General features: G+C 74.8%; 18 protein-coding genes. 14 read left to right on the plus strand and 4 right to left on the minus strand.

Annotation, left to right across the window (positions count from 1 at the left end; genetic code table 11):
• Window positions 1-97: 97 nt before the first annotated feature.
• The gene (locus tag ABEA77_RS09095; protein ID WP_345643685.1) at window positions 98-1,144 is read left to right on the plus strand and encodes an IclR family transcriptional regulator; all 1,047 of its coding nucleotides are present in this window, start codon (window positions 98-100) and stop codon (window positions 1,142-1,144) included.
• On the opposite strand, the gene ABEA77_RS09100 is transcribed toward ABEA77_RS09095, so the two are convergent.
• From ABEA77_RS09100 to ABEA77_RS09110, 3 genes are read right to left on the minus strand one after another with little or no spacing between them, the layout of a single operon-like run.
• Window positions 1,095-2,051 (minus strand): PDR/VanB family oxidoreductase, encoded by a 957-nt coding sequence (locus ABEA77_RS09100; RefSeq protein WP_345643688.1) that lies wholly within the window; start codon window positions 2,049-2,051, stop codon window positions 1,095-1,097. The two genes, ABEA77_RS09095 and ABEA77_RS09100, sit on opposite strands and share 50 nt — an antisense overlap.
• Window positions 2,048-2,269, minus strand: coding sequence for a hypothetical protein (locus ABEA77_RS09105; protein ID WP_345643691.1), 222 nt, complete (start codon window positions 2,267-2,269; stop codon window positions 2,048-2,050). The genes ABEA77_RS09100 and ABEA77_RS09105 overlap by 4 nt, the downstream gene beginning before the upstream one ends.
• The gene (locus ABEA77_RS09110) at window positions 2,266-3,387 is read right to left on the minus strand and encodes a Rieske 2Fe-2S domain-containing protein (RefSeq protein WP_345643693.1); all 1,122 of its coding nucleotides are present in this window, start codon (window positions 3,385-3,387) and stop codon (window positions 2,266-2,268) included. The genes ABEA77_RS09105 and ABEA77_RS09110 overlap by 4 nt, the downstream gene beginning before the upstream one ends.
• Window positions 3,388-3,623: 236 nt before the next feature.
• Here ABEA77_RS09110 and ABEA77_RS09115 point away from each other — a divergent pair, with 236 nt between their 5' ends.
• The 12 genes from ABEA77_RS09115 to ABEA77_RS09170 all read left to right on the plus strand — a co-directional run bounded on the left by ABEA77_RS09115 (window position 3,624) and on the right by ABEA77_RS09170 (window position 17,701).
• The gene (locus tag ABEA77_RS09115) at window positions 3,624-4,781 is read left to right on the plus strand and encodes a serine hydrolase domain-containing protein (protein ID WP_345643881.1); all 1,158 of its coding nucleotides are present in this window, start codon (window positions 3,624-3,626) and stop codon (window positions 4,779-4,781) included.
• Window positions 4,782-4,922: 141 nt separating this feature from the next.
• On the plus strand, window positions 4,923-5,744 hold the full coding sequence (locus tag ABEA77_RS09120; RefSeq protein ID WP_345643696.1) for an SDR family NAD(P)-dependent oxidoreductase: 822 nt from the start codon (window positions 4,923-4,925) through the stop codon (window positions 5,742-5,744).
• A 910-nt stretch (window positions 5,745-6,654) separates the two neighbouring features.
• A complete protein-coding gene (locus ABEA77_RS09125) occupies window positions 6,655-7,497 on the plus strand; it encodes an ABC transporter ATP-binding protein (RefSeq protein ID WP_345643698.1) in 843 nt (280 codons plus the stop codon).
• Window positions 7,498-7,573: 76 nt separating this feature from the next.
• Entirely contained in the window at window positions 7,574-8,302 is a 729-nt protein-coding gene (locus tag ABEA77_RS09130; RefSeq protein WP_345643700.1) for an ABC transporter permease, read from the plus strand.
• A gap of 12 nt (window positions 8,303-8,314) precedes the next feature.
• Window positions 8,315-9,355: an ABC transporter substrate-binding protein gene (locus ABEA77_RS09135; RefSeq protein ID WP_345643702.1), complete on the plus strand. Its 1,041-nt coding sequence runs from the start codon at window positions 8,315-8,317 to the stop codon at window positions 9,353-9,355.
• 69 nt (window positions 9,356-9,424) lie between these two features.
• Window positions 9,425-10,882, plus strand: a complete 1,458-nt coding sequence (locus ABEA77_RS09140; RefSeq protein ID WP_345643704.1) for a UbiD family decarboxylase — start codon at window positions 9,425-9,427, stop codon at window positions 10,880-10,882.
• Between the two features lie 5 nt (window positions 10,883-10,887).
• Complete coding sequence (locus tag ABEA77_RS09145) at window positions 10,888-11,619, plus strand: GntR family transcriptional regulator (protein ID WP_345643707.1); 732 nt, start codon at window positions 10,888-10,890, stop codon at window positions 11,617-11,619.
• Window positions 11,616-12,413 carry a (2Fe-2S)-binding protein gene (locus ABEA77_RS09150; protein ID WP_345643710.1) on the plus strand — a complete coding sequence of 266 codons (798 nt, stop codon included), beginning with the start codon at window positions 11,616-11,618 and terminating at the stop codon, window positions 12,411-12,413. The genes ABEA77_RS09145 and ABEA77_RS09150 overlap by 4 nt, the downstream gene beginning before the upstream one ends.
• Window positions 12,413-14,878 (plus strand): xanthine dehydrogenase family protein molybdopterin-binding subunit, encoded by a 2,466-nt coding sequence (locus tag ABEA77_RS09155; protein ID WP_345643712.1) that lies wholly within the window; start codon window positions 12,413-12,415, stop codon window positions 14,876-14,878. Before ABEA77_RS09150 ends, ABEA77_RS09155 begins: the two co-directional genes overlap by 1 nt.
• Window positions 14,875-15,828 (plus strand): FAD binding domain-containing protein, encoded by a 954-nt coding sequence (locus tag ABEA77_RS09160; protein ID WP_345643715.1) that lies wholly within the window; start codon window positions 14,875-14,877, stop codon window positions 15,826-15,828. Before ABEA77_RS09155 ends, ABEA77_RS09160 begins: the two co-directional genes overlap by 4 nt.
• Window positions 15,825-16,679 (plus strand): alpha/beta fold hydrolase, encoded by an 855-nt coding sequence (locus tag ABEA77_RS09165; RefSeq protein WP_345643717.1) that lies wholly within the window; start codon window positions 15,825-15,827, stop codon window positions 16,677-16,679. The genes ABEA77_RS09160 and ABEA77_RS09165 overlap by 4 nt, the downstream gene beginning before the upstream one ends.
• Window positions 16,676-17,701 (plus strand): amidohydrolase family protein, encoded by a 1,026-nt coding sequence (locus ABEA77_RS09170; protein WP_345643720.1) that lies wholly within the window; start codon window positions 16,676-16,678, stop codon window positions 17,699-17,701. Before ABEA77_RS09165 ends, ABEA77_RS09170 begins: the two co-directional genes overlap by 4 nt.
• A gap of 53 nt (window positions 17,702-17,754) precedes the next feature.
• On the opposite strand, the gene ABEA77_RS09175 is transcribed toward ABEA77_RS09170, so the two are convergent.
• Complete coding sequence (locus tag ABEA77_RS09175) at window positions 17,755-18,660, minus strand: GntR family transcriptional regulator (protein WP_345643722.1); 906 nt, start codon at window positions 18,658-18,660, stop codon at window positions 17,755-17,757.
• 172 nt (window positions 18,661-18,832) lie between these two features.
• Between ABEA77_RS09175 and ABEA77_RS09180 the strand changes: the two genes are divergently transcribed.
• Window positions 18,833-19,957, plus strand: coding sequence for an XdhC family protein (locus ABEA77_RS09180; protein WP_345643725.1), 1,125 nt, complete (start codon window positions 18,833-18,835; stop codon window positions 19,955-19,957).
• Window positions 19,958-19,996: the final 39 nt, after the last annotated feature.

Raw genomic sequence — 19,996 nt, forward strand, 5'->3', positions numbered from 1 at the left:
ATCACCTCTTAATGGTACAAACATGTGAAAATTACGCATCGCGGCGGCCGGCGGTCGGACCGTTGACCCCCGGCCCCGGCGGCCCGACGATGGCGGAATGGGCGTGCGGGGCGAGGGAGCCGGAGCCGCGGGGAGCGCGGGGCGTGGCCGCGCGGGCGCCGGTCGGGACCGGTACGCGGGCCGCGGCGCGGGACCCGCCGCCACGGCGGGGCAGCGGGGTCCTGTCTCCGTCACCGGGCGGGCCCTGTGCGTGCTGGAGGCGTTCACGCCCGCCGCCCCGGTCCGTACCCTCACCGACCTCGCGCGCCACACCGGCCTCCCGCTCACCACGGTCCACCGCCTGGTGGGCGAGCTGGCCAGGTGGGGGGCGCTGGAGCGCGAGGAGGGCGGCGGCTACCGCATCGGGCTCAGGCTGTGGGAGATCGCCTCGCTCGCGCCGCGCGGTCTCGGGCTGCGCGAGTCGGCCCTTCCGCAGCTCTCCGACCTGGTCCATGTCACCGGCGAGAACGCGCAGTTGGCGGTCCGTGAGGACCTGTCCTTGGTGTTCGTCGAGCGGCTCGCGGGGCGCGGCGCCGTCCCCGTCCTGACCCGGGTGGCGGGCCGCTTCGCCCTCATGCCGACCGGCGTGGGACGGGTCCTGCTCGCCCACGCCCCGCCCGACGTGCAGGAACGCGCGCTGGCCGGGCCGCAGGCCCGCTGCACCCCGGCCACCGAGTGCGACCCCGGCGTGCTGCGGCACTCGCTCGCCGAGGTGCGCCGCACCGGGGTGGCGATCTGCGAGCGGCAGGTGACCGAGGACAGCGTCTCGGTCGCCGCGCCGGTGCACGGGCCGCACGGCGACGTGGTCGCCGCGGTCTCGGTCGTGGCGCACGCCGACCGCGTACGGCCGTACACCCTGGTGCCGCTCGTGCAGGTCGCGGCGCGCGGCATCTCCCGGGCGCTGGGAGCGGGCCCGGGCGTCCGGGCCCCGGCGGGTCCCCGCCCGTGCACGGTCCCCCGGGGTGCCGCGGGGCACGCAGACCCGAGCGGGGCCGAGGGCGCCGCAGGTCCCGCAGGTCCCGCAGATCCCGCAGGCCCCGCAGGTCCCATCGGTCTCACAGGTCGAGGACGAGGCGGCCGGAGCGGCAGCGCGATACGCAGATGAACATGACGTCGCCCGCGGCGCGCTCCTCGGGGGTCAGCAGCGAGTCCCTGTGGTCGACCTCGCCTGCCAGCACGTCCGTCTCGCAGGTCCCGCAGGTGCCCTCGCGGCACGACGAGAGGACCTGGATCCCGGCGTCCTCCACCGCCTGGAGGATCGAGCGGTCCTGTGGCACCGTCACCGTGCGCCCGGAGGCGGCGAGTTCGACCTCGAACGCCTCAAGGGGGCCGGCGGGCCCGCCCGTCGCGGGCGAGAAGCGCTCCGTGTGCAGCGCGCCCGCCGGCCACCGCGCGCACCGCTCCCCGACCGCGGCGAGCAGCGGCTCGGGGCCGCAGCAGTAGACCGCGGTGTCCGCGCGCGGGGCGCCGAACAGCCCGTCCAGGTCGAGCAGGCCCCGCTCGTCCCGCGGCCACAGCTCGACCCGGTCGGGGTGGGCCGCGGCGAGCGGCGCGGCGAAGGCCATGGCGGACGCCGTACGGCCCCCGTAGACGAGCCGCCAGTCGGCGCCGTGCGCCGCCGCCCGCGCGACCATCGGCACGAGCGGGGTGATGCCGATCCCGCCCGCAACGAAGAGGTAGCGCTCGGCCGCGACGAGCGGGAAGGTGTTGCGCGGGCCGCGCACGCCCACCGTGGCGCCCTCGGCCAACTCGTCGTGCACGTACCGCGAGCCGCCGCGCCCGTCGCGCTCCCGCGCCACGGCCACCTGGAGCACCGAGCGGTCCGCGGGGTCGCCGCAGAGCGAGTACTGCCGTTCGAGGCGGGGCGCGAGCAGCAGGTCGAGGTGGGCGCCCGGTGTCCAGGCGGGCAGCTGTCCGCCGTCGGGGTCCGCGAGGGTGAGCCGTACGACACCGTCCGCGAGGGCGTCGCGGCGGGCGACGACGACCGTGAACTCCCCGCCCGCGCCGGTCACGAGCGGGCTCCCGCGGCGGGCCCAGGGGCGGCGGCGCCCGCGGCGGGTTCCCGCCGGTGGCCGGGGTGGGCGAGGAGCCAGTCCCACAGCTCCACCGGGTCGTCGAACACCCGGTCCGCGCCGCAGAAGCAGACGGCGAGCAACTCGTCGCTGCCGGGCAGCCAGCGGATGCGGAAGACCTCGTCCGCGGTGGCGCGCCGGGCCGGTGCGCCGGTCACGCGCCCGCCCCCGCCGTCCGCATACGCTCCAGGATCCGGCGGGCCGCGAGGCCGCCGGTGTCGATGTTGATGCTCAGCTCCTGGTACGCCCCGGCCTCCGCGGCCACCGCACGCTCCAGCGCGTCGAGCGCGACCACGTCCTGGAGGACGACCGTGCGGTTGTTGTCGTGCAGGAAGTCCGTCACCGCCCGGTCGCCGGGGGCGAAGTCCCGCGCCACCGCCCAGAAGTCGTGCGTGCTGTGCTCGGTCTCCGGTGTGATCGCGTACACCACCTCGACGTGGAACGCGTCCGGGTCCGAACCGTCAGCGGCCGGCGGCGGGGTGCCGGCCGGCGCGATCCTGCTGTGCAGCAGGTACAGGCACGGCGCGTGGTACTCGATGTCCTGCCAGCGCGTGATCCGGCCGCGCACCCCGGTCGACTCCGCGTAGAACGGCGGGCAGGCCGCGTCGTCCATGTGCCTGCTGACGCGCACGATGCCGGCGGCCTCGTCGACCTCGGTGGTGATCGGCGTCTCCGCCACCTCGGGCGTGCCGATGTACCCGCCGTGCAGATACGTCTCGTGGGACAGGTCGAGGAGGTTGTCGACGAGCAGCCCGTAGCGCGCGGCGAGCGGCTCCCTGCCCGACACGGTCGTGTAGCCGGGGTCGGCGAGCCAGGGCGCGCGGGGGATCAGCGCCTCGTCGGCGGCCTCCCGGTCCCCGATCCAGACCCAGACGAACGCGTCGCGCTCCGCCACCGGGTACGGGGTGAGCCGCGCGGTCCTCGGCACCCTGCGCTGCCCCGGCACGGCGACGCACACGCCGTCCGCGCCGTAGGTGAAGCCGTGGTAGCCGCAGACGAGCCGGTCGCCCGCGAGGCGGCTCGGCTTCTGGGAGAGCGGGAAGCGCCGGTGCACGCAGCGGTCCGACATCGCGGTGACCGCGCCCGCCTCGGTGCGCCACAGCAGCACGGGCTCGCCGCAGACCGTACGGGAGAAGGGCTCGCGGCCCACCTCGGCGCCGTACGCCGCGACGTACCACTGGTTGCGCACGTACCAGGGCGCGGGGGCCGCGCCGGCGGTACTGGCCGTGCCGGCGGTGCCGGCTGTGTTGGTTTCCGTGCCGACGGGAGAACTCATCGCTCCTGCCTTTCTCCGCCACGACGGTGTGGCGGGAAGCCGCCTCGGGCCGGGTCGGGCCCAGCGTGCCCGCGCACCGGGGCGCCGCACAGGGCGACTTCCGCTCAGCGGAAGGAAGCGGGACGCACCCCTGGTCCCCCGGGGCCCCGAGGACGTTGCACCATAGAGAAGCGGCACCACTCGGGTGCCGCGCGCCATGCGGTGCGCCGGGCGGGATGACGAGCGGGAGTGCGGGCGTGGACGTCCAGGGCACGGTGGCGGCCGGCTTCGAGCCGGTCAGGGACGCCTTCGTACGGAATTTCGAGCGCCTCGGCGAACGCGGCGCGGCCGTCGCGGTGTACCGGGACGGGCGGAAGGTCGTCGATCTGTGGGGCGGCTCGCGCGACGCGGCAGGGCGTGAGCCATGGGCCCTCGACACCGCGCAGGTCGTGCGGTCGGCCACGAAGGGCGTCGCGGCGGCCGTGCCGCTGCTGCTGCACCAGCGCGGCCACATCGACCTGGACGCCCCGGTCGGCACGTACTGGCCCGAGTTCAAGGCGGCGGGCAAGGAGCGCGTCCTCGTCAGGCACCTGCTGTCGCACCGGGCGGGACTGCCCGTGCTCGACACGCCGCTGACGCCGGCCCAGGCACTCGACGGCGAGTCAGGGCCGCGGGCGCTCGCGGCGCAGCGGCCCGTCTGGGAGCCGGGCGCCGACCACGGCTACCACCCGCACACCTACGGCTGGCTGATCGCCGAACTGGTCCGTCGGGTCACGGGACGCACGGTCGGCCGCATGGTCGCGGAGGAGGTCGCGCGCCCGCTCGGCCTCGACTTCTGGATCGGCCTGCCGGAGGAGGAGCGGCGCAGGGTCGGCCGCATCGGCGAGGTCGCCGAGCCGCCCGCGGCGGGCGGCGAACTGCGGCTGCGGCCCAAGCGGTCGGTGGCGGAGGCGTACGCGGACCCCGAGTCGCTGACGCGGCGGGCGTTCGGCGCGGTACGCCCCGCGCCCGATGAGAACGCGGCCGCGTTCCACGCCGCGGAGATGCCCGCCTCCGGCGGCATCGCCACGGCGCGCGCGCTCGCGCGGGTGTACGCGGCGATGATCGGACCGGTGGACGGGCACCGGCTGTTCGCGCCGGCCACGCTGACGCTCGCGCGCACCGAGGAGTCGGCCGGCCCCGACCGGGTGCTCGTGGTCTCCACCCGGTTCGGGCTCGGCTACATGCTGCACGGCCCCGCGGCGCCGATGCTCGCGAAGGGCTCCTTCGGGCACCCGGGGCGCGGCGGGTCGCTGGGGTTCGCCGACCCGGAGTCGGGGATCGCCTTCGGGTACGTGACCAACGGGATGCGCAGGGGCGTCACGGCCGACCCGCGGGCCCAGGCGCTGGTGCGGGCGGTCCGCTCGGCACTGTGAGGGCGGCGCTCGGCCTGCCGCGCGCGGGGCGGTCCACACGTTCCGGGGGCTGTCTGACGATTCCCGTCGCGCGGCAGACGGGGATCGTCAGATCGGACAGGCCCCTGGTGCCGGTGGGGGCCGTGGTGTTCTGATCGTCGGATGACGGCGATTCAGCGGGGCAGCGGCGGCGGTACGGCCGGGTGGGCGGCGGTACGGCGGTTCGACGGGTACGGCGTCCTGATCACGGGGGCGGGGCGCGGCATCGGGGCGGCGACCGCGCGGCGGCTGGCCGCCGAGGGCGCGCGGGTCCTCGTCACGGACATCGACGAGGAGCGTGCCGCCGCGACGGCCGCGGGCATCGAGGGCGCGGAGGCGTTCCGCTGCGACGTGGGGGACCGTGCCGGGGTGGAGGCGGCGGTCGCGCGGGCCGTGCGGCGGTTCGGCCGGCTCGACGTGCTGGTCAACAACGCGTTCTCGTGCGGCGTCGACGAGCCGCTGTTCGAGGACGAGCCCGACGACAAGTGGGCCCGCGACCTGGACCTCACCCTCACCGGCGCGTTCCGCTGCGCGCGGGCCGCGCTGCCGCACCTGGTGGCGTCGGGGCGCGGCGCGATCGTCTCCATCGGCTCGGTCAACGGCGAGCAGGACTTCGGCAACCACGCCTACAGCGCGGCCAAGGCGGGGCTCGCGAGCCTGACGCGGACCCTGTCGGGGCACGCGGCGCCGCGCGGCGTGCGGGTCAACCTCGTGGAACCCGGCACCGTGCACACCGAGGGGTGGGCGGGGCGCGAGGACGCGCTCGAACGGGCCGCCGCGCTCTACCCGATGGGGCGGGTGGGGCGGCCCGAGGACATCGCGGCCGCGGTCGCCTTCCTCGCGTCGTCCGACGCCGCCTGGATCACCGGGATCGCCCTGCCGGTCGACGGCGGCATCCTCGCGGCACAGCCGGGCTTCCGCAGGGCGGTCAGGGGCCTGGACTGAACGGCCGCCTCCGGCGGGGCGTTCTGCGGGCGCTTCGGTGTGCGCTTCGGTGTGCGGGGCTCGGTAGGCGTGTCGGTGTGGGCTCGGCAGGGGTGTCGGTGGGCGCTTCGACGGCGGCCGGGTGCGGTGGAGCGCGCCCCGGGCGCCGCGCCGCGCGTTCTGGGCGTGGGCGGCGCGCCCGCGCGCCCTGGGCGGTGCCGTGGCCGGTGCGCCGCCGAGCAGCGGCCGCCCCGGCGGCGGAGCCGGAGGGACACCCCGGCGGCGGCGCCGGTAAGCGGCTGCGGGCGGCCGGTGGTGCGGGTGGGGCCCGGGGGTGAGCCGCCGCTGTCCGGCTGCCGGGCGGCGGGACCACTTCCCGTGACAGAAAGTGTCGACACTTTATGTCGTGGGGGTGCCGTGGGGGTGCCGCGGGGCGCCGAAGGCCGGGCGCGCGGCTGTCGGGGGCCCGCCGTCGGGCAGTCCTGCCGACGGGCGGCGGTGCGCGCGGGGCGCGGGGCGGCGGCGGGCGGGGCCGGGTGCCGGATTGTGCCGCCCGGTTGTCCCCTGTGCGGGCTTTCCTCACCTTAAGGGCCGCGGGAACCGGCCGCGCCCGGGGGCGCCGTACAGCGGTCCGCGTGCGGTCGGCGTGCGATCGGCGTGCGGTCGGCGGTGGCCGGAGAACGTCAATATCGCGCGCGTGAAGCAATCTGGACGGGTGTTCGCAACGCTATGGACATCGGCCGGGGGTGCTGTTTGAATCTTAGTGTCGACACTTTGCGACGAGCCGTGACGGAGCGGTCTCGGCGGGCGTGCCGTGCGGGGCCAGGACAGGCCCTCCGCGTGCCGTTCCGGTCCTCCCGATGCCGCCCGCCCCGCCCCGCTCACGGGTGTCCGACCGTGTGACCGGCTCCCCCTTCGTAAGGAGGTATCCGTGAACCACCCAACGTCCAAACTCGTCGTCGACGACCTGCGGCTCGGGCACTGGTCCTCGCGCACCGAGGCGTTCTCGCTGGCGTGCGACGGGCTCTCGTTCGAGATCGCGGAGAACGAATTCGTCGCCGTGGTGGGCCCGAGCGGGTGCGGCAAGACCACGTTCCTCACCGCGCTCGCGGGCCTGGTTCCGGTGACCTCGGGCCGCCTGGAGCTCAACGGCACGCAGATATCGGGCCCCGCGCCCGACCGCTCGCTCGTCTTCCAGCAGGCGTCGCTGTTCCCGTGGGCCACGGTGACGGCCAACATCGAGTTCGGCCTCAAGGCCCAGCAGCGCCTCGACGCCAAGGGCCGGGCCAGAGTCGCCGAGCTGGTGGAGCTCGTCGGACTCGCGGGCAAGGAGCGCGTCTATCCGCGCGAGCTGTCCGGCGGCATGAGCCAGCGGGTCAATCTCGCCCGCGCGCTCGCCACCGACCCCGACCTCCTCCTGCTCGACGAGCCGTTCTCCGCGCTCGACGCGCAGACCAGGGAGGTCATGCAGGAGGAGCTGACCCGCATCTGGCAGGCCGATGTGGCGGGCCAGGGCAAGACCGCTGTGTTCGTGACGCACGACGTGCCGGAGGCCGTGTTCCTCGCCGACCGCGTGGCGGTGTTCTCCAGCGGACCCGCGCACCTGGTCGAGGTGGTGGACATCGACCTGCCGCGCCCCCGGGACGCCGCCGTGAAGCGGTCCCCCGGATTCCAGGAGTTGAACGACTACATCCTCGGGCTCGTCATGAGCCAGACACAGCCGGGACGAAGGGCGGCGAGCGACCGTGGCAGCAACACACCTGTCGTCGGATAGGGTCGGGCCCCCGGTCCGGGTGGCGCGGCGGGGCCGGCGCCGCGGATCGGGCCGCCGCCTCAATCTGATCCTCGGCGTGGTGGGTCTCGCGGTGGTGCTCGCCGTCTGGCAGCTCTGCTCGTCCACCGGGATCGTCGACCCCAACTTCAGCAGCTCGCCCGCCGGGGCCTTCGTCGCGCTGATCGACTCGGTCACCTCGGGCACCATCTGGTCGCCGCTCGGCTCGACCCTGTCGATCGTCGCGCTCGGCATGGCGATCTCGGTCGTCGTCGGGATACCCGTCGGCCTCCTGATCGGCCGCAACAAGTACCTGTACGGGCTGACCGACCCGCTGATCAGCATCCTGTACTCGGTGCCGTACGTGGTGTTCCTGCCCATGCTGATCTTCTGGTTCGGCATCGGGATGAACGCCCGCCTGGTCATCGTGGTGTGGAGCGCGATGTTCCCGCTGCTCATCAACGTGATCGCCGGCACCCGCAACCTCGACCCGGCGTACGCGCAGGTGTCCCGCGTCTACTGCGCCTCCCGCATGTACACACTGCGGGCGGTCGCGTTTCCCGCGACCCTCCCGTACATCCTCGCCGGTGTGCGGCAGGCGGTGGGCCGCGCCCTCATCGGCGCGATCGTCGCCGAGCTGTTCATGGGGTCATCGGGCCTCGGCTACCAGGTCCAGTTGCAGACGTCGAACTTCGAGATGGACGACGCGATGGCCTCGATCGCGGTGATCGCGGTGGTCGCGATCGCCCTGACGCGGGGCGTGGGCTACCTGGAGCGCCGGTTCACGTTCTGGTCCGCGACGGACTGAGAGGAGGCCCGTATGCGCATGCGTGTACCCGTGCCGTGGCGCCCGCGGCGCGCCGTGCGGCTCGCCGTCCCGCTGGCCGCGGCCCTCGCGCTGACCGCCTCCGGCTGCGCGGCCACGAGCAGCGCGTCGATCCAGCCGTCCAGCATGAAGATCACGGTCGGCTACACGGCCATCGGCGCCGCCTACTCCGACCTGTACATCTGTGAGGACGCGGGGGTCTTCAAGAAGAACGGCCTCGACGTGAAGATCACCCTGCTGAACAGCTCGTCCCAGCTGGTGGCCGCCCTCGTCAGCAACAGCGTGCAGATCGGTGTCGGCGCCACCACGGCGACCGCGGCGGGCGCGATGAACCTCAAGGGGGTCGACCTGCGCTACATCGCCCTGCCGATCAAGCGCTACTACATGGAGATGTGGGGCAAGAAGTCCCTCACCGCGGGCGACGGTCTCAAGGGCCGCAAGATCGGCCTGAGTTCGCCGGGCTCCCTCGGGGACGCGGCGGTCGACGCGCTCATCAAGAAGAACGGCTGGTCGCAGAAGGACATCCAGAAGATCTACCTGAAGTCCACCCCGGCCGAGGTGTCCGCCCTGGAGAACGGCGCGGTCGACGCGATCGTCACCCAGCCGCCCACCGGCACCAAGACCCGGCAGAAGGGCTTCAAGAAGGTCATGGACTTCACCGATCTGCCCACCGCGGCCAACGCCTACACGGTGAAGACCGGTTACCTCTCCGCCAACGGCAAGGCCGTCGCCGCCTTCACCAAGTCGGAGGCCGAGTGCCTGGCCATGCTGCACAACGACAGGGACGCGGCGGTGCGCAGCATCATGAAACACAGCGGCGTCGACAACAAGGCGCTCGCCGAGTACTCGTACGACTTCTTCGACAAGCTGTGGGCGAAGGACCCGCGCGTCGATCCGCGGCTCGTCCACGACGCGTTCGCCGCGACCGTCGCCAAGGGCGTCGGCACGATGCCGAAGGACACCGACGAGTTCATCGACAACTCCTACGTCGACAAGCTGAGGGACTCCGGCTTCATCGACTCCCTGTACCGGTGACCCGCGACCGCCGCCGGTGCCCGTGGCGCACCGGCGGCGGCCCCGCGGACGAGACGAAGGGTGAGTGACATGGCGTCACTTGACAGCATCGACGACCTGCGGGGCTGGCTCGCGCTCGCGGAGAAGCTCGGCGAGGTCAAAACGATCACCGGTGCCCACTGGGACAAGGAGATCGGGGCCGCGTCCGAGGCCAACTACAAGCGGCCCGCACCGCCCGCGCTCCTCTTCGACGACATCGTCGGCCACCGCACCGGGCAGCGGGTGCTGACCGCGTCCATGAGCAACGCCCGCCGCCTCGGGATGACCCTCAGGCTCGGTACCGACCTCGACGACCGCGCCCTGGTGGAGGCGCTGCGCAGCAAGCCGGGCGAGTGGGCGGCCAACGCCTCGCGCTACCCGGTGCGCGAGGTGGAGACGGGACCCGTCAAGGAGAACGTCGTCGCGGGCGACGCGGCGAACCTGCTGGACTTCCCCGTCCCGCAGTGGCACGAGGCGGACGGCGGCCGCTACATCGGCACCGGGTGCGCCGTGTTCACCATCGACCCGGGGACGGGCGTGCTCAACGCGGGCGCGTACCGCATGCAGGTGCAGAACGACGGCCGCGCCGCAAGCGTCAACATCGAGGCGGGCAAGCACGGCGCGGCCCATGTGCGGGAGTGGTTCGCCCGGGAGGGCAGGGCGCCGGTTACCGCCTCGTTCGGGCACGACCCGCTGCTGCTGGTCGTCGCGGGCACGGAGGTGCCCACCGGGGTCTCCGAGCTGGAGTACGCGGGCGCCGTGCTCGGCCGGCCCGTCGACGTGATCAGGGGCGAGGTCACGGGGCTGCCCATCCCCGCCACCTCGGAGATCGCGGTGGAGGGCTGGCTCTACCCGGACCGGCGGGAGCAGGAGGGCCCGTTCGGCGAGTGGACGGGGTACTACAGCGGCGGCGCCGAGCCCGTGCTGACGCTGGACATCGAGCGGATCTACCACCGCGACGACCCCATCCAGCTGGGGGCGCCCCCCGGGAAGCCCCCGCACGACTACTCGTACATGCGCAGCGTCATGAAGTCCGCGATGATCCAGGACGCGCTGATCCAGGCCGGGCTGCCGGGCGTCGAGGGGGTGTGGGCGCACGAGGCGGGCGGCGGGCGGCAGCTGCTCGCCGTCGCGGTCCAGCAGCGGTACGCGGGCCACGCCAGGCAGGCGGGCTACCTCGCGGCGCAGCTGCCCGCCGCCGCGTACATGAACAAGTTCGTGGTCGTCGTGGACGCGGACGTCAACCCGCGCAGCCTCAGCGACGTGGTGTGGGCGATGTGCACCCGCACGGACCCCGCAGAGGACATCGAGACCATGCGCAAGACCTGGGGGAGCCGGGTCGACCCGCTGCGGGAGAAGGATGCCCCGCCGTTCAACACCCGCGCGGTGATCGACGCGTGCCGCCCCTGGAGCAGGATCGACTCCTTCCCGCCCGTCGCCGAGGCCAGCGAGGAGCTGATCGACCGGGTCGTGCGGCGCTGGCCCGACGCGCTCGGCGGTTCGTGGTGAGTGCGGTGCCGATCCGCCCCGCCTACCCCACGATCGGGGACACCGCCAGGCGGCATGAGCTCACCCGCATGCTCAACCGGGGCATCGCGGGCGCCAGCATCGCCGACGAGATAGCCGTCGCGGTCGCCGCGGAGATCATCGAGGGTCGGCTCTCGCCCGGCGACGACCTCAACTCGGTCGAGCTGGCACGGACGTTCAACAGCAGCAGGACGCCCGTGCGGGAGGCGCTGCTGGTCCTGGAGCGCGAGGGGTTCGTGCAGATCACCGCGCGTCGCAGGCCCCGGGTGGCGCGGCTGCTGCTCAGCGAGGTGCGGGAGCTGTACAACCTGCGCGCCGAGCTGTACGCGGTGGTCAGCCACTCGGTGTGCCGGGTCGCCACGCCGGAGGACCTGGAGCTGCTGCGCGGCCACCAGGGGGCCCTTGAGGCGGCGGCGGCCGAGGACGACGTGGACCGGTACTTCTGGGTCAACGTCCAGTACCGCAACACCGAGGCGGCGATCGCGCGGGACGCCACCCTGCGCCGCGTCCTCGACACGCTCGGGCTGCGCGCCCTCCAGCTGCGCCACCTCAGCCTGTCGCAGCCCGGCAGGCTCGGCCCGTCGGTCGAGGACCACGCACGGTTGCTGCGGGCCTACGAGGACCGGGACGCGGACCTGGCGTCCGCGCTGACCCAGTCCCTGGTCAGGGGCGGTTTCGCGGCCATAGAGCGCTCCGGCTGGACGGGGGAGGAGCCATGAGCGGCACCGCGCAGGCCCGGGGCGCCCGCGCCGGCGCCGGCGAGCGCGCCGGACACACCGGCCGTCCCGCCCGTACGGAACGCGCCGCGCACACCGCGCACACCGCGCACACCGCGCACACCGCGCACACCGAACACACCGAACACACCGAACACACCGGGTCCGGGACCGACCGCGCCGGTCGCAGCGGCGCCGGCGCCCGACACACCGATCGCGCCGGCGCCGAACACACCGGCACGAGGCACCCGCACCCGCACGAGACCCAGGCAAGGAAGACCATGTCCGTACCTCTGCGTTTCCGGCTCAACGAGGAGGACGTGGAAGTCCATGTCCAGGACCCCGGCGCGCCCCTGCTCGACGTGCTCCGCCACGACCTCGGCCTGACCGGCACCAAGTCCGGCTGCGCGATCGGTTACTGCGGAGCCTGCACGGTCATCGTGGACGGCGAGGCCGTGCCGTCCTGCCTCCAGATGGCCGGCCTGGTCGAGGGCCGCGACGTGCGCACGGTCGAGGGCCTCGGCGGCCCGGACGGGCTCGACCCCGTCCAGCGGGCGTTCGTCGACAAGGCGGGCTTCCAGTGCGGGTTCTGCACCCCCGGCCACATCATGGCGCTGCGCGCCCTCCTCGACGGCGACCCCGAGCCGGGTGAGGAGCGCCTGCGGGAGACAGTCGACGGCAACTACTGCCGCTGCACGGGCTATGTGAAGATCCTCGCCGCCGCGCGCGAGGCCGTCGCCCTGGAGACCGCGGGGCCCGGCGCCCCCGGCCGCGACGCGGGTGAGGGGGAGCGCTGATGTCCACCACCGACCTCCCCACCACGGCCCCCGCCGCCCCCCTCGACCTGGGCAGGGCCGTGCTGCCGCCACTCATCGGCAGCCCCGTCGAGCGCATCGACGCCCTGGAGAAGGTCTCGGGCCGCGCCTCGTACGCCGCCGACTCCCGCCTGCCGCGCATGCTGTACGGCGCGGTCCTGCGCTCCCCGCACGCCCACGCCCGCGTGCTGCGCGTCGACACCTCGCGCGCCGAGCGGTTGCCCGGGGTGCACGCCGTGATCACCGGCGCCGACACCGCCAAGGTCAAGTGGGGTGCCTTCAGGCCCGACCTGTATCCGCTCGCCCTCGACCGCGTCCGGTACGTGGGCGACGAGGTCGCCGCGGTCGCCGCCCGCGACCTGGAGACCGCACGCCGCGCCTGCGAGCTGATCTCCGTCGCGTACGAGCCGCTGCCCGCGGTGCTCTCGCTCGACGAGGCGCTCGCCGAGGGCGCGCCGCTCGTGCACGACGACGCCGAGGGCAACGTGGCGCACGAGTTCGCCTTCGACCGGGGCGGCGCCGACGACTGGTTCGAGCGCAGCGACGTCGTCGTGGAGGGCGTGTGGGAGACCGCGCGGCAGTGGCACGCCGCCATCGAGACCATCGGCTGCACCGCCGAGTGGTCGGGCGACCGGGTCTCGATGTGGGTCAACACCCAGACGCCGTTCCTCGCACGGCAGCGCTACGCCACCGCGCTCGGCCTGCCGCTGCGGGCTGTGCGGGTGGTGCAGACGGAGATCGGCGGCGGCTTCGGCGGCAAGTCGGGCGACGACAACACCTCGGTGATCTGCGCGATCCTGGCCCGCAGGACCGGCAGGCCGGTGCAGCTGGTGAACACCCGCGAGGACGAGTTCCTCGCCGGCCGCCCCCGTATCCCCATGCGGTACCGGGTGAAGCTCGGCTTCACCGCGTCGGGCCTGGTCACGGCGAAGGACATCGAGGTCACCGCGGACAACGGCGCCTACACCGGCAAGGCGCAGGCGGTGCTCGGCGCCGCCACCGTCCGGCACGACGCACTGTTCAACTACCGTGCGGTGAAGGCGCATTCGCGGCTCGTGTACACCAATCTGGTGCCGACGGGCGCCTTCCGCGGCTTCGGCAACCCGTCCGCCGACTGGGCGGTCGGGCAGGCGTGGGACCTGGCGGCCGGGAAGCTGGGCATCGAGGTGCCCGACCTGTTCCTGCTCAACGCCGTGGAGCAGGGCAGCGTCTCCCCGCACAACCACAAGATCACCAGCTGCGAGCTGAAGCAGTGCATACGCAAGGCGGCCGACGCCATCGACTGGTACGGCAAGCGCGCGCACCCCACTCCGCACCGCGGACTCGCGATGGGAGTCAGCGTCCATGTGTCGGGGCGGCGCAGCTTCGGCGACTACGACGGCAGCTCGGCGATCGTCCGGCTCACCGAGGACGGCCGCGCCGCGGTCATCGTCGGCGAGGGCGACATCGGCACGGGTGCCAGGACCACGCTCGCCCAGATCACCGCGGCCGAACTCGGCCTGCCCGTCGCGGACGTCTCCGTCTCCCGGCCCGACACGGATCTGACGACGCACGCGCTGGGCGCGCTCGCCAGCCGGGTCACGTACGTCGCGGGCAACGCCGTCAAGCGCGCGGCGGAGCAGGCGTGCGGGCGGCTGCTCGAAGCGGCGTCCCGGCAGCTCGGCAGGCCCGCGTCCCAGTTGTGGGTGGAGGACGGCGTCGTCCACGGTCCCGCAGGCCCGGACGGCGAGGGCCCGGTGTCCTCGCCCGTGGGCACGGTCGTACGGGCCGAGCTGTACCGCCCGGACGGCGAACCGGTCGTCGGCGTCGGCTCGTTCGACAACCCCTCCGAGTTCCCCGACCAGTCCAGGTACGGCAACGAGTCCGGCGCGTACAACTTCGCCGCCGAGGCCGCCGAGGTGGAGGTCGACCCGGCGACGGGCGCGATCACGGTCACCGAGTTCGCCGCGGTCGTCGACTGCGGCACGGTCCTCAACCCGCCGCTCGCGGAGGGGCAGGTCGAGGGCGGCATCGCACAGGGCCTCGGCATGGCGGTCGCCGAGCGGTTCGCCTGGCGGGACGGCGCGCCCGCCCGGCCCAACTTCGGCGACTACAAGCTCCCCACCGCGGGCATCATGCCGCGCACGCTGCACATCGGGTTCGCCGACTCCTACGAGCCGACCGGCCCGTTCGGCGCGAAGGGCGTCGGCGAGATCTCCCTCGACCCCGTGCCGTCCATCATCGCGAGCGCGGTCGCCGACGCCGTGGGCGTGCGGGTCCACGAGCTGCCGATCACGGCGGAGAAGATCTTCTGGGGCATGGCGCCCGAGGGCGCGCCACCGGGCACCGCCGACCCGGTGGCTCAGGACGCCAGGTCGGCACCGCCGCCCGGCGGCGCGGACCCGGCCCCGCGTACGGGTGCCGGCGCCGTGCGCCCCGGCACGGAAACGGAAGGGGACGACCGATGACGACCTTCGCACCAGGACCCGTCACGGACGGCACGGCCCCCGCGCCCCGGCCACCCGTGGCCGTCGCCGTGCCCCGCACGCTGGACGAGGCGCTCGCGCTGCTCGCCGAGGACGGCGCCGCCGTGCTCGGCGGCGGCGTCGGGCACACCCTCGCGAGGCACCACCGCAGGCCGGCCGCCGGCCGCACCCTGGTGTCGGTCGCGGGACTGCCGGGGCTCGCCGGCATCCGCACCGGGGACGACGGGAGCCTCACCATCGGCGCGGCCACCCGGCTCGACGCGTGCGCGGCCGACCCCGCGCTGGCCCGGGTGTGGCCCGTCGTCGCGGAGGCGTGCGGCGTCGTCGCCACCGCCAGGATCCGCAGGCTCGTCACGCTCGGCGGGAACATCGCCGCGCGCGACGACGCCCACGACCCGCCGGTCGCGCTCACCGCCGCGGGCGCCGTGCTCACCGTGCGCGGCGCCCGCACGGGCACCCGGGCTCTGGCCCCCGCCGACCTGGCGGGCGGCGGGGCCGGGCTGCGGCGCGGCGAGCTGATCGAGAGCGTCGTGCTGCCGCCGCTGCCCGAGGGCGCTGCCACCGGCTCCGCGTACGAGAAGTTCCTGGTACGTGGCGTGTGGGAGTACGCCTGCGTCCATGTCGCCGCCGTTGTCGGACTCAGTGGGCCGGACGGCCGCACGGGCCGCGCCGAGCGGCTCTCGCTCGCCGTCGGGTCGGTCGAGGGCGGCCCGGTGGCGGTCCCGCTCGACGACCTGCTCGGCGGCGCCGTGGACGAGGCCCTGATCGCCGAGGCCGCGCGGCGCGCCGCGTCGGGCACCAGGCCGTACGACGACGTGAAGGGCTCCGCGGCGTACAAGACGCGGATGATCGCCGAGTTCGCGCGGCGCGCGCTGACCGGGGCAGCAGGCCGGGCCCGCGCCGCCGCGCAGCACCGAGGAGGAGACCGATGACCGCCGTGGACACCGCAGTCGAGGGCGAGGCGCGCACACGCGACGGCGTCGTCCTGTCGTACACGCACACTCCCGGGCCCGCGGGCGCGCCCCGCATCGCCCTGGTGCACAGCCTGGCGCTCGACCGGTCCCTGTGGTCCCGGGTGACGCCGCTGCTCGCCGGGCGCGCCGAGACCGTCGTCTACGACTGCCGGGGCCACGGCAGGTCGGGGCGGCCGGCGGGCCCCTACACGACCGCCCAGTTCGCGGACGACCTGGCGGACCTGCTGGACCACCTCGGCTGGCGGGACACCGTCGTCGCGGGCTGCTCGATGGGCGGCTGCGTCGCGCAGGACTTCGCGGCGCGCCACCGCGGCCGTACGCGGGGCGCGCTGTTCGTCGACACCACGGCCTGGTACGGGCCCACGGCGCCCGACGACTGGGCGGGGCGCGCGGCGAAGGCGCGCGAGGAGGGGCTCGCGTCGCTGATCCCGTTCCAGCTGACCCGCTGGTTCGGGGACGCGTTCCGCGCGGCAGAGCCCGACCTGATGGACCACCTGACGGGCGTGTTCACCGCCAACACCCTCGCGGCGTACGAGGCGACCTGCACCATGCTCGGCGCCGCCGACCTGCGCGGGACGGCCCCGCGCATCCCGCACCCTGCCGCGGTCCTCGTCGGCGAGGACGACTCCGCGACACCGCCCGCCATGGCCCGCGAGCTCGCCGCGCTCATCGGCGAAGAGCCCGCCGTGGTGGTGCCCGGCACCCGGCACCTGACGCCGCTGGAGAACCCGGGCGTCGTCGCCGACGCGCTCGCCCGGATCGCCGGCCTCGGCGCCGGGACGCCCACCGGCGCGGGGGAGGCGTCATGAGCGTCCTCGACGTCCACGCGCACCACGTCGGCGAGCACGCCGTCGAGCGCATCCGCGAGGAGGGCGGGGTCCACGGCGTCCAGCTGGTCGCGCAGGAGGCGGGCGGCCACCGGGTGACCCGGGTCGAGGTCGGCAGCAGGCTGAGCGGGCTGCCGCTGATCCCGCAGCTCAACGACGTGGCGGCGCGCCTGGAGTGGATGGCGGCCGCCGGGGTCGACGTCCAGCTCGTCGCGCCCTGGATGGACCTCGCGGGCTATGAGCTCCCGCCGGAGGACGGCCTGTGGCTGGCCCGCGTGCAGAACGACTCGACGGCGGCGCTGCGCGCCGCGCACCCCGGGAGATTCAGGGCCGCGGCCGCGGTGCCGCTCCAGGCCCCCGACCTGGCGGCGGCCGAACTGCGCCGTGCAGTGGAGGAGTTGGGGCACGAGGCGGTGCAGATCGGCGCCCGGGTCGGTGAGCTCGGCCTGGACGATCCGTCGCTCGCGCCGTTCTGGGGCGCCGCGGAGGACCTCGGCGTGCCGGTGATCGTGCACCCGGCCGAGCTGGACGTGCCCGAGCGCATGCGGCGGCTTTTCCTGCACATCCTGGTGGGCAACCCCGCGGAGACCACGTTCGCCGCCGCGGCCCTGATGCTCGGCGGGGTGCTTGAGGACCATCCCGCGCTGCGGGTGCTGCTGGTGCACGGCGGCGGCTTCGTGCCGTATCAGATCGGCCGCCTGGACCGCGGGTTCACCGCGGCACCGCCCGCCGCCCGTGCCCGGGGCGCGCTCAGTCCCCGGCAGCTGGCCGGACGGCTCTACTTCGACACCGTGCTGCACGACGACGACGCCCTGCGCCACCTGCTGGACTTCGCGGCGCCCGGCCGGGTGGTGCTCGGCAGCGACTACCCGTTCCCGATGCGGCTCGACCGGCCGGTCGGGGCCCTGGACGCCGCCAAGCAGGACGGCGCGGCGCGCGAGCGCGTGCTGAGTGGATCCGACCTGTTCGCGGGACTCGCGGCCGGCCGGGGGCGGGCCCTGTGAGGGGCGGACCGGCGCGGGCACCCGGCTCCGGCGGCGCGCGGGGACCCGCGGGGTCATGCGGAGAAGCCGTTCCAGCCGGAGCTCTCCAGCGCGGCGAGGCTGCGCCGCACGATGGAGCGGGTGAGCGCCGCGGCGAGATCCGCCTCCCGGTCCGTGTACGCCTTCATCAGCCGCCGGTGGTCGGCGACAGATGTCTCCACCCGGCCGGGCAGCGAAAGGCTGAGGTGGCGCAGCTGGAGTGTCCTGATACCCACCGAGTCGAGGACGCCGCGCACGGTCTCGTTGGCCGCGAGCCGCGCCTCCGTGTTGCGGAAGCCGACGATCGACCAGAAGAACCGCTCGGGATCGCCGGCCGCCGCTGCCGCTTCCAACTCCGCCTGCGCCGCCCGCAGCTCGTCCAGGCTGCCGCCGTCCGCGCCCGCGCCCTGGCCGCCCCGGCCGTCCGCGCCCCCGCTGCCCGGGCCGTCCGCGCCCCGGTCGCCGGCCGCCGTGTCGGGGCAGTGCTCCACGATGCGGCGGCTCACCAGCGCGTACAACTCGGCGCGGAGCTCGTAGATCTCCCTGACCTCGGCGATCCCCAGTCTGCGCACCCGGGGCCGCTTGCGCGCCGGGACCTCCACAAGGCCCTCGCGCTCCAGGATCGCCAGGGCCTCCCTGACCGGGGTGCGGCTGCTGCCGAAGCGGCGGGCCAGGTCGACGGAGTTCAGGTCCTCGCCCGGCCGCAGTCTGCCCTCGATGATGGAGGCGCCGAGCGACACCACGATCTGCGAGCCGACGCTGTCCAGGTCCTCCGACCGGCCGAGCACCCGCAGGATCTCCCGCTCACCCGCCGTCAGGCCCGCCCCGTGGAGCACGGCGCGCGCCTGCGCCGCCCCGTCCGCACCCGCGCCGTCCCCACCACTCGCACCACTCACACCACGCGCGCCGGTCTCACTGGTCACACCGGTCTCACCGCTCACGCCGCTCACCCCGACACCGCCACTCGCCGTACGCTCCCGTCCTCGTCCACCGCCCGGCTCGGGCACGTCCCACGACACCCGCACACCCCGCACCCCTCGTACACCACAGAACCACACCTGGGTCCCGGGAGGCCTGCCGGAGCCGTCCCGGCGCCTTCCCGAGGAGGCACCGATGCGTGAGATCCTGCCGCAGCTGCGTGAACTGGTCGCGTCCGGCACGCCGTTCGCGCTCGCCACCGTCGTCGGCGTGCGCGGCAGCGCGCCCCGCGACCCCGGTGCCACCATGGCCGTGACCGAGGAGGGCCGGGTGATCGGCAGCATCTCGGGCGGCTGCGTCGAGGGCGCCGTGTACGAGGCGGGGCTCGGCACCCTGGCGAGCGGCGAGGCCGTGTCCGAGACCTACGGCGTCTCCGACGACGACGCCTTCGCCGTCGGGCTGACCTGCGGCGGCGTGCTGTCCGTACTGATCGTGCCGTACGGGGACGGCGCGGCCCGTGCCGCGCTCGGCGAGGTGCTCGACGCGATCGCGGCGGGGGAGCACGTCGCGGTGGCGACGGTGACCGGAGGCGCCGCGCCGCTCGGCGCCCGCCGCTCGCTGACCGCGTCCCGCGCCTCGGGCGCCCTCGGCGGCCACCCCTGGCTCGACACCGCCGTGGACGAGGACGCGCGCGGGCTGCTCGCGCAGGGCGCCACGGGTGTGCGGCACTACGGGAGGCGCGGCCAGCGGCGCCTGGAGGAGGTGACGGTGTTCGTGCAGTCCTTCAGGCCGCCGCCCAGGATGCTGGTGTTCGGCGCGATCGACTACGCCGCCGCGACCGCCCGCATGGGCGCCTTCCTCGGCTACCGGGTGACGGTGTGCGATGCGCGCCCCGCCTTCGCCACGCCCGAGCGCTTCCCCGCCGCCGACGAGGTCGTGCGGGCCTGGCCGCACGAGTACCTGGCCCGCACCGAGGTGGACGAGCGCACCGTGGTGTGCGTGCTGACCCACGACCCCCGGTTCGATGTGCCGCTGCTGCGGGCCGCGGTGCGCACGCCCGCCGCGTACATCGGGGTGATGGGCAGCCGCCGCACCCACGCCGAGCGGACGGCGCGCCTGCGCGAGGAGGGCGTGGCGGCGGCGGACCTGGCGCGCCTCGCCTCGCCGATCGGCCTCGACCTCGGCGCCCGCACCCCGGAGGAGACCGCCGTCTCCATCGCCGCCGAGATCATCGCCCTGCGCTGGGGCGGCACGGGCGAGCGCCTCTCCCGCGCCTCGGGGGACATCCACCGCGCGCTGGCGGGCGCGCCGGGGCGGTAGCGGCGGCGTTGCGATGCCCCCGCCGGTGCCGCCCGTGCC

Origin of the sequence: Streptomyces tremellae (assembly GCF_039540215.1) — a bacterium.
Lineage (GTDB): Bacteria > Actinomycetota > Actinomycetes > Streptomycetales > Streptomycetaceae > Streptomyces > Streptomyces tremellae.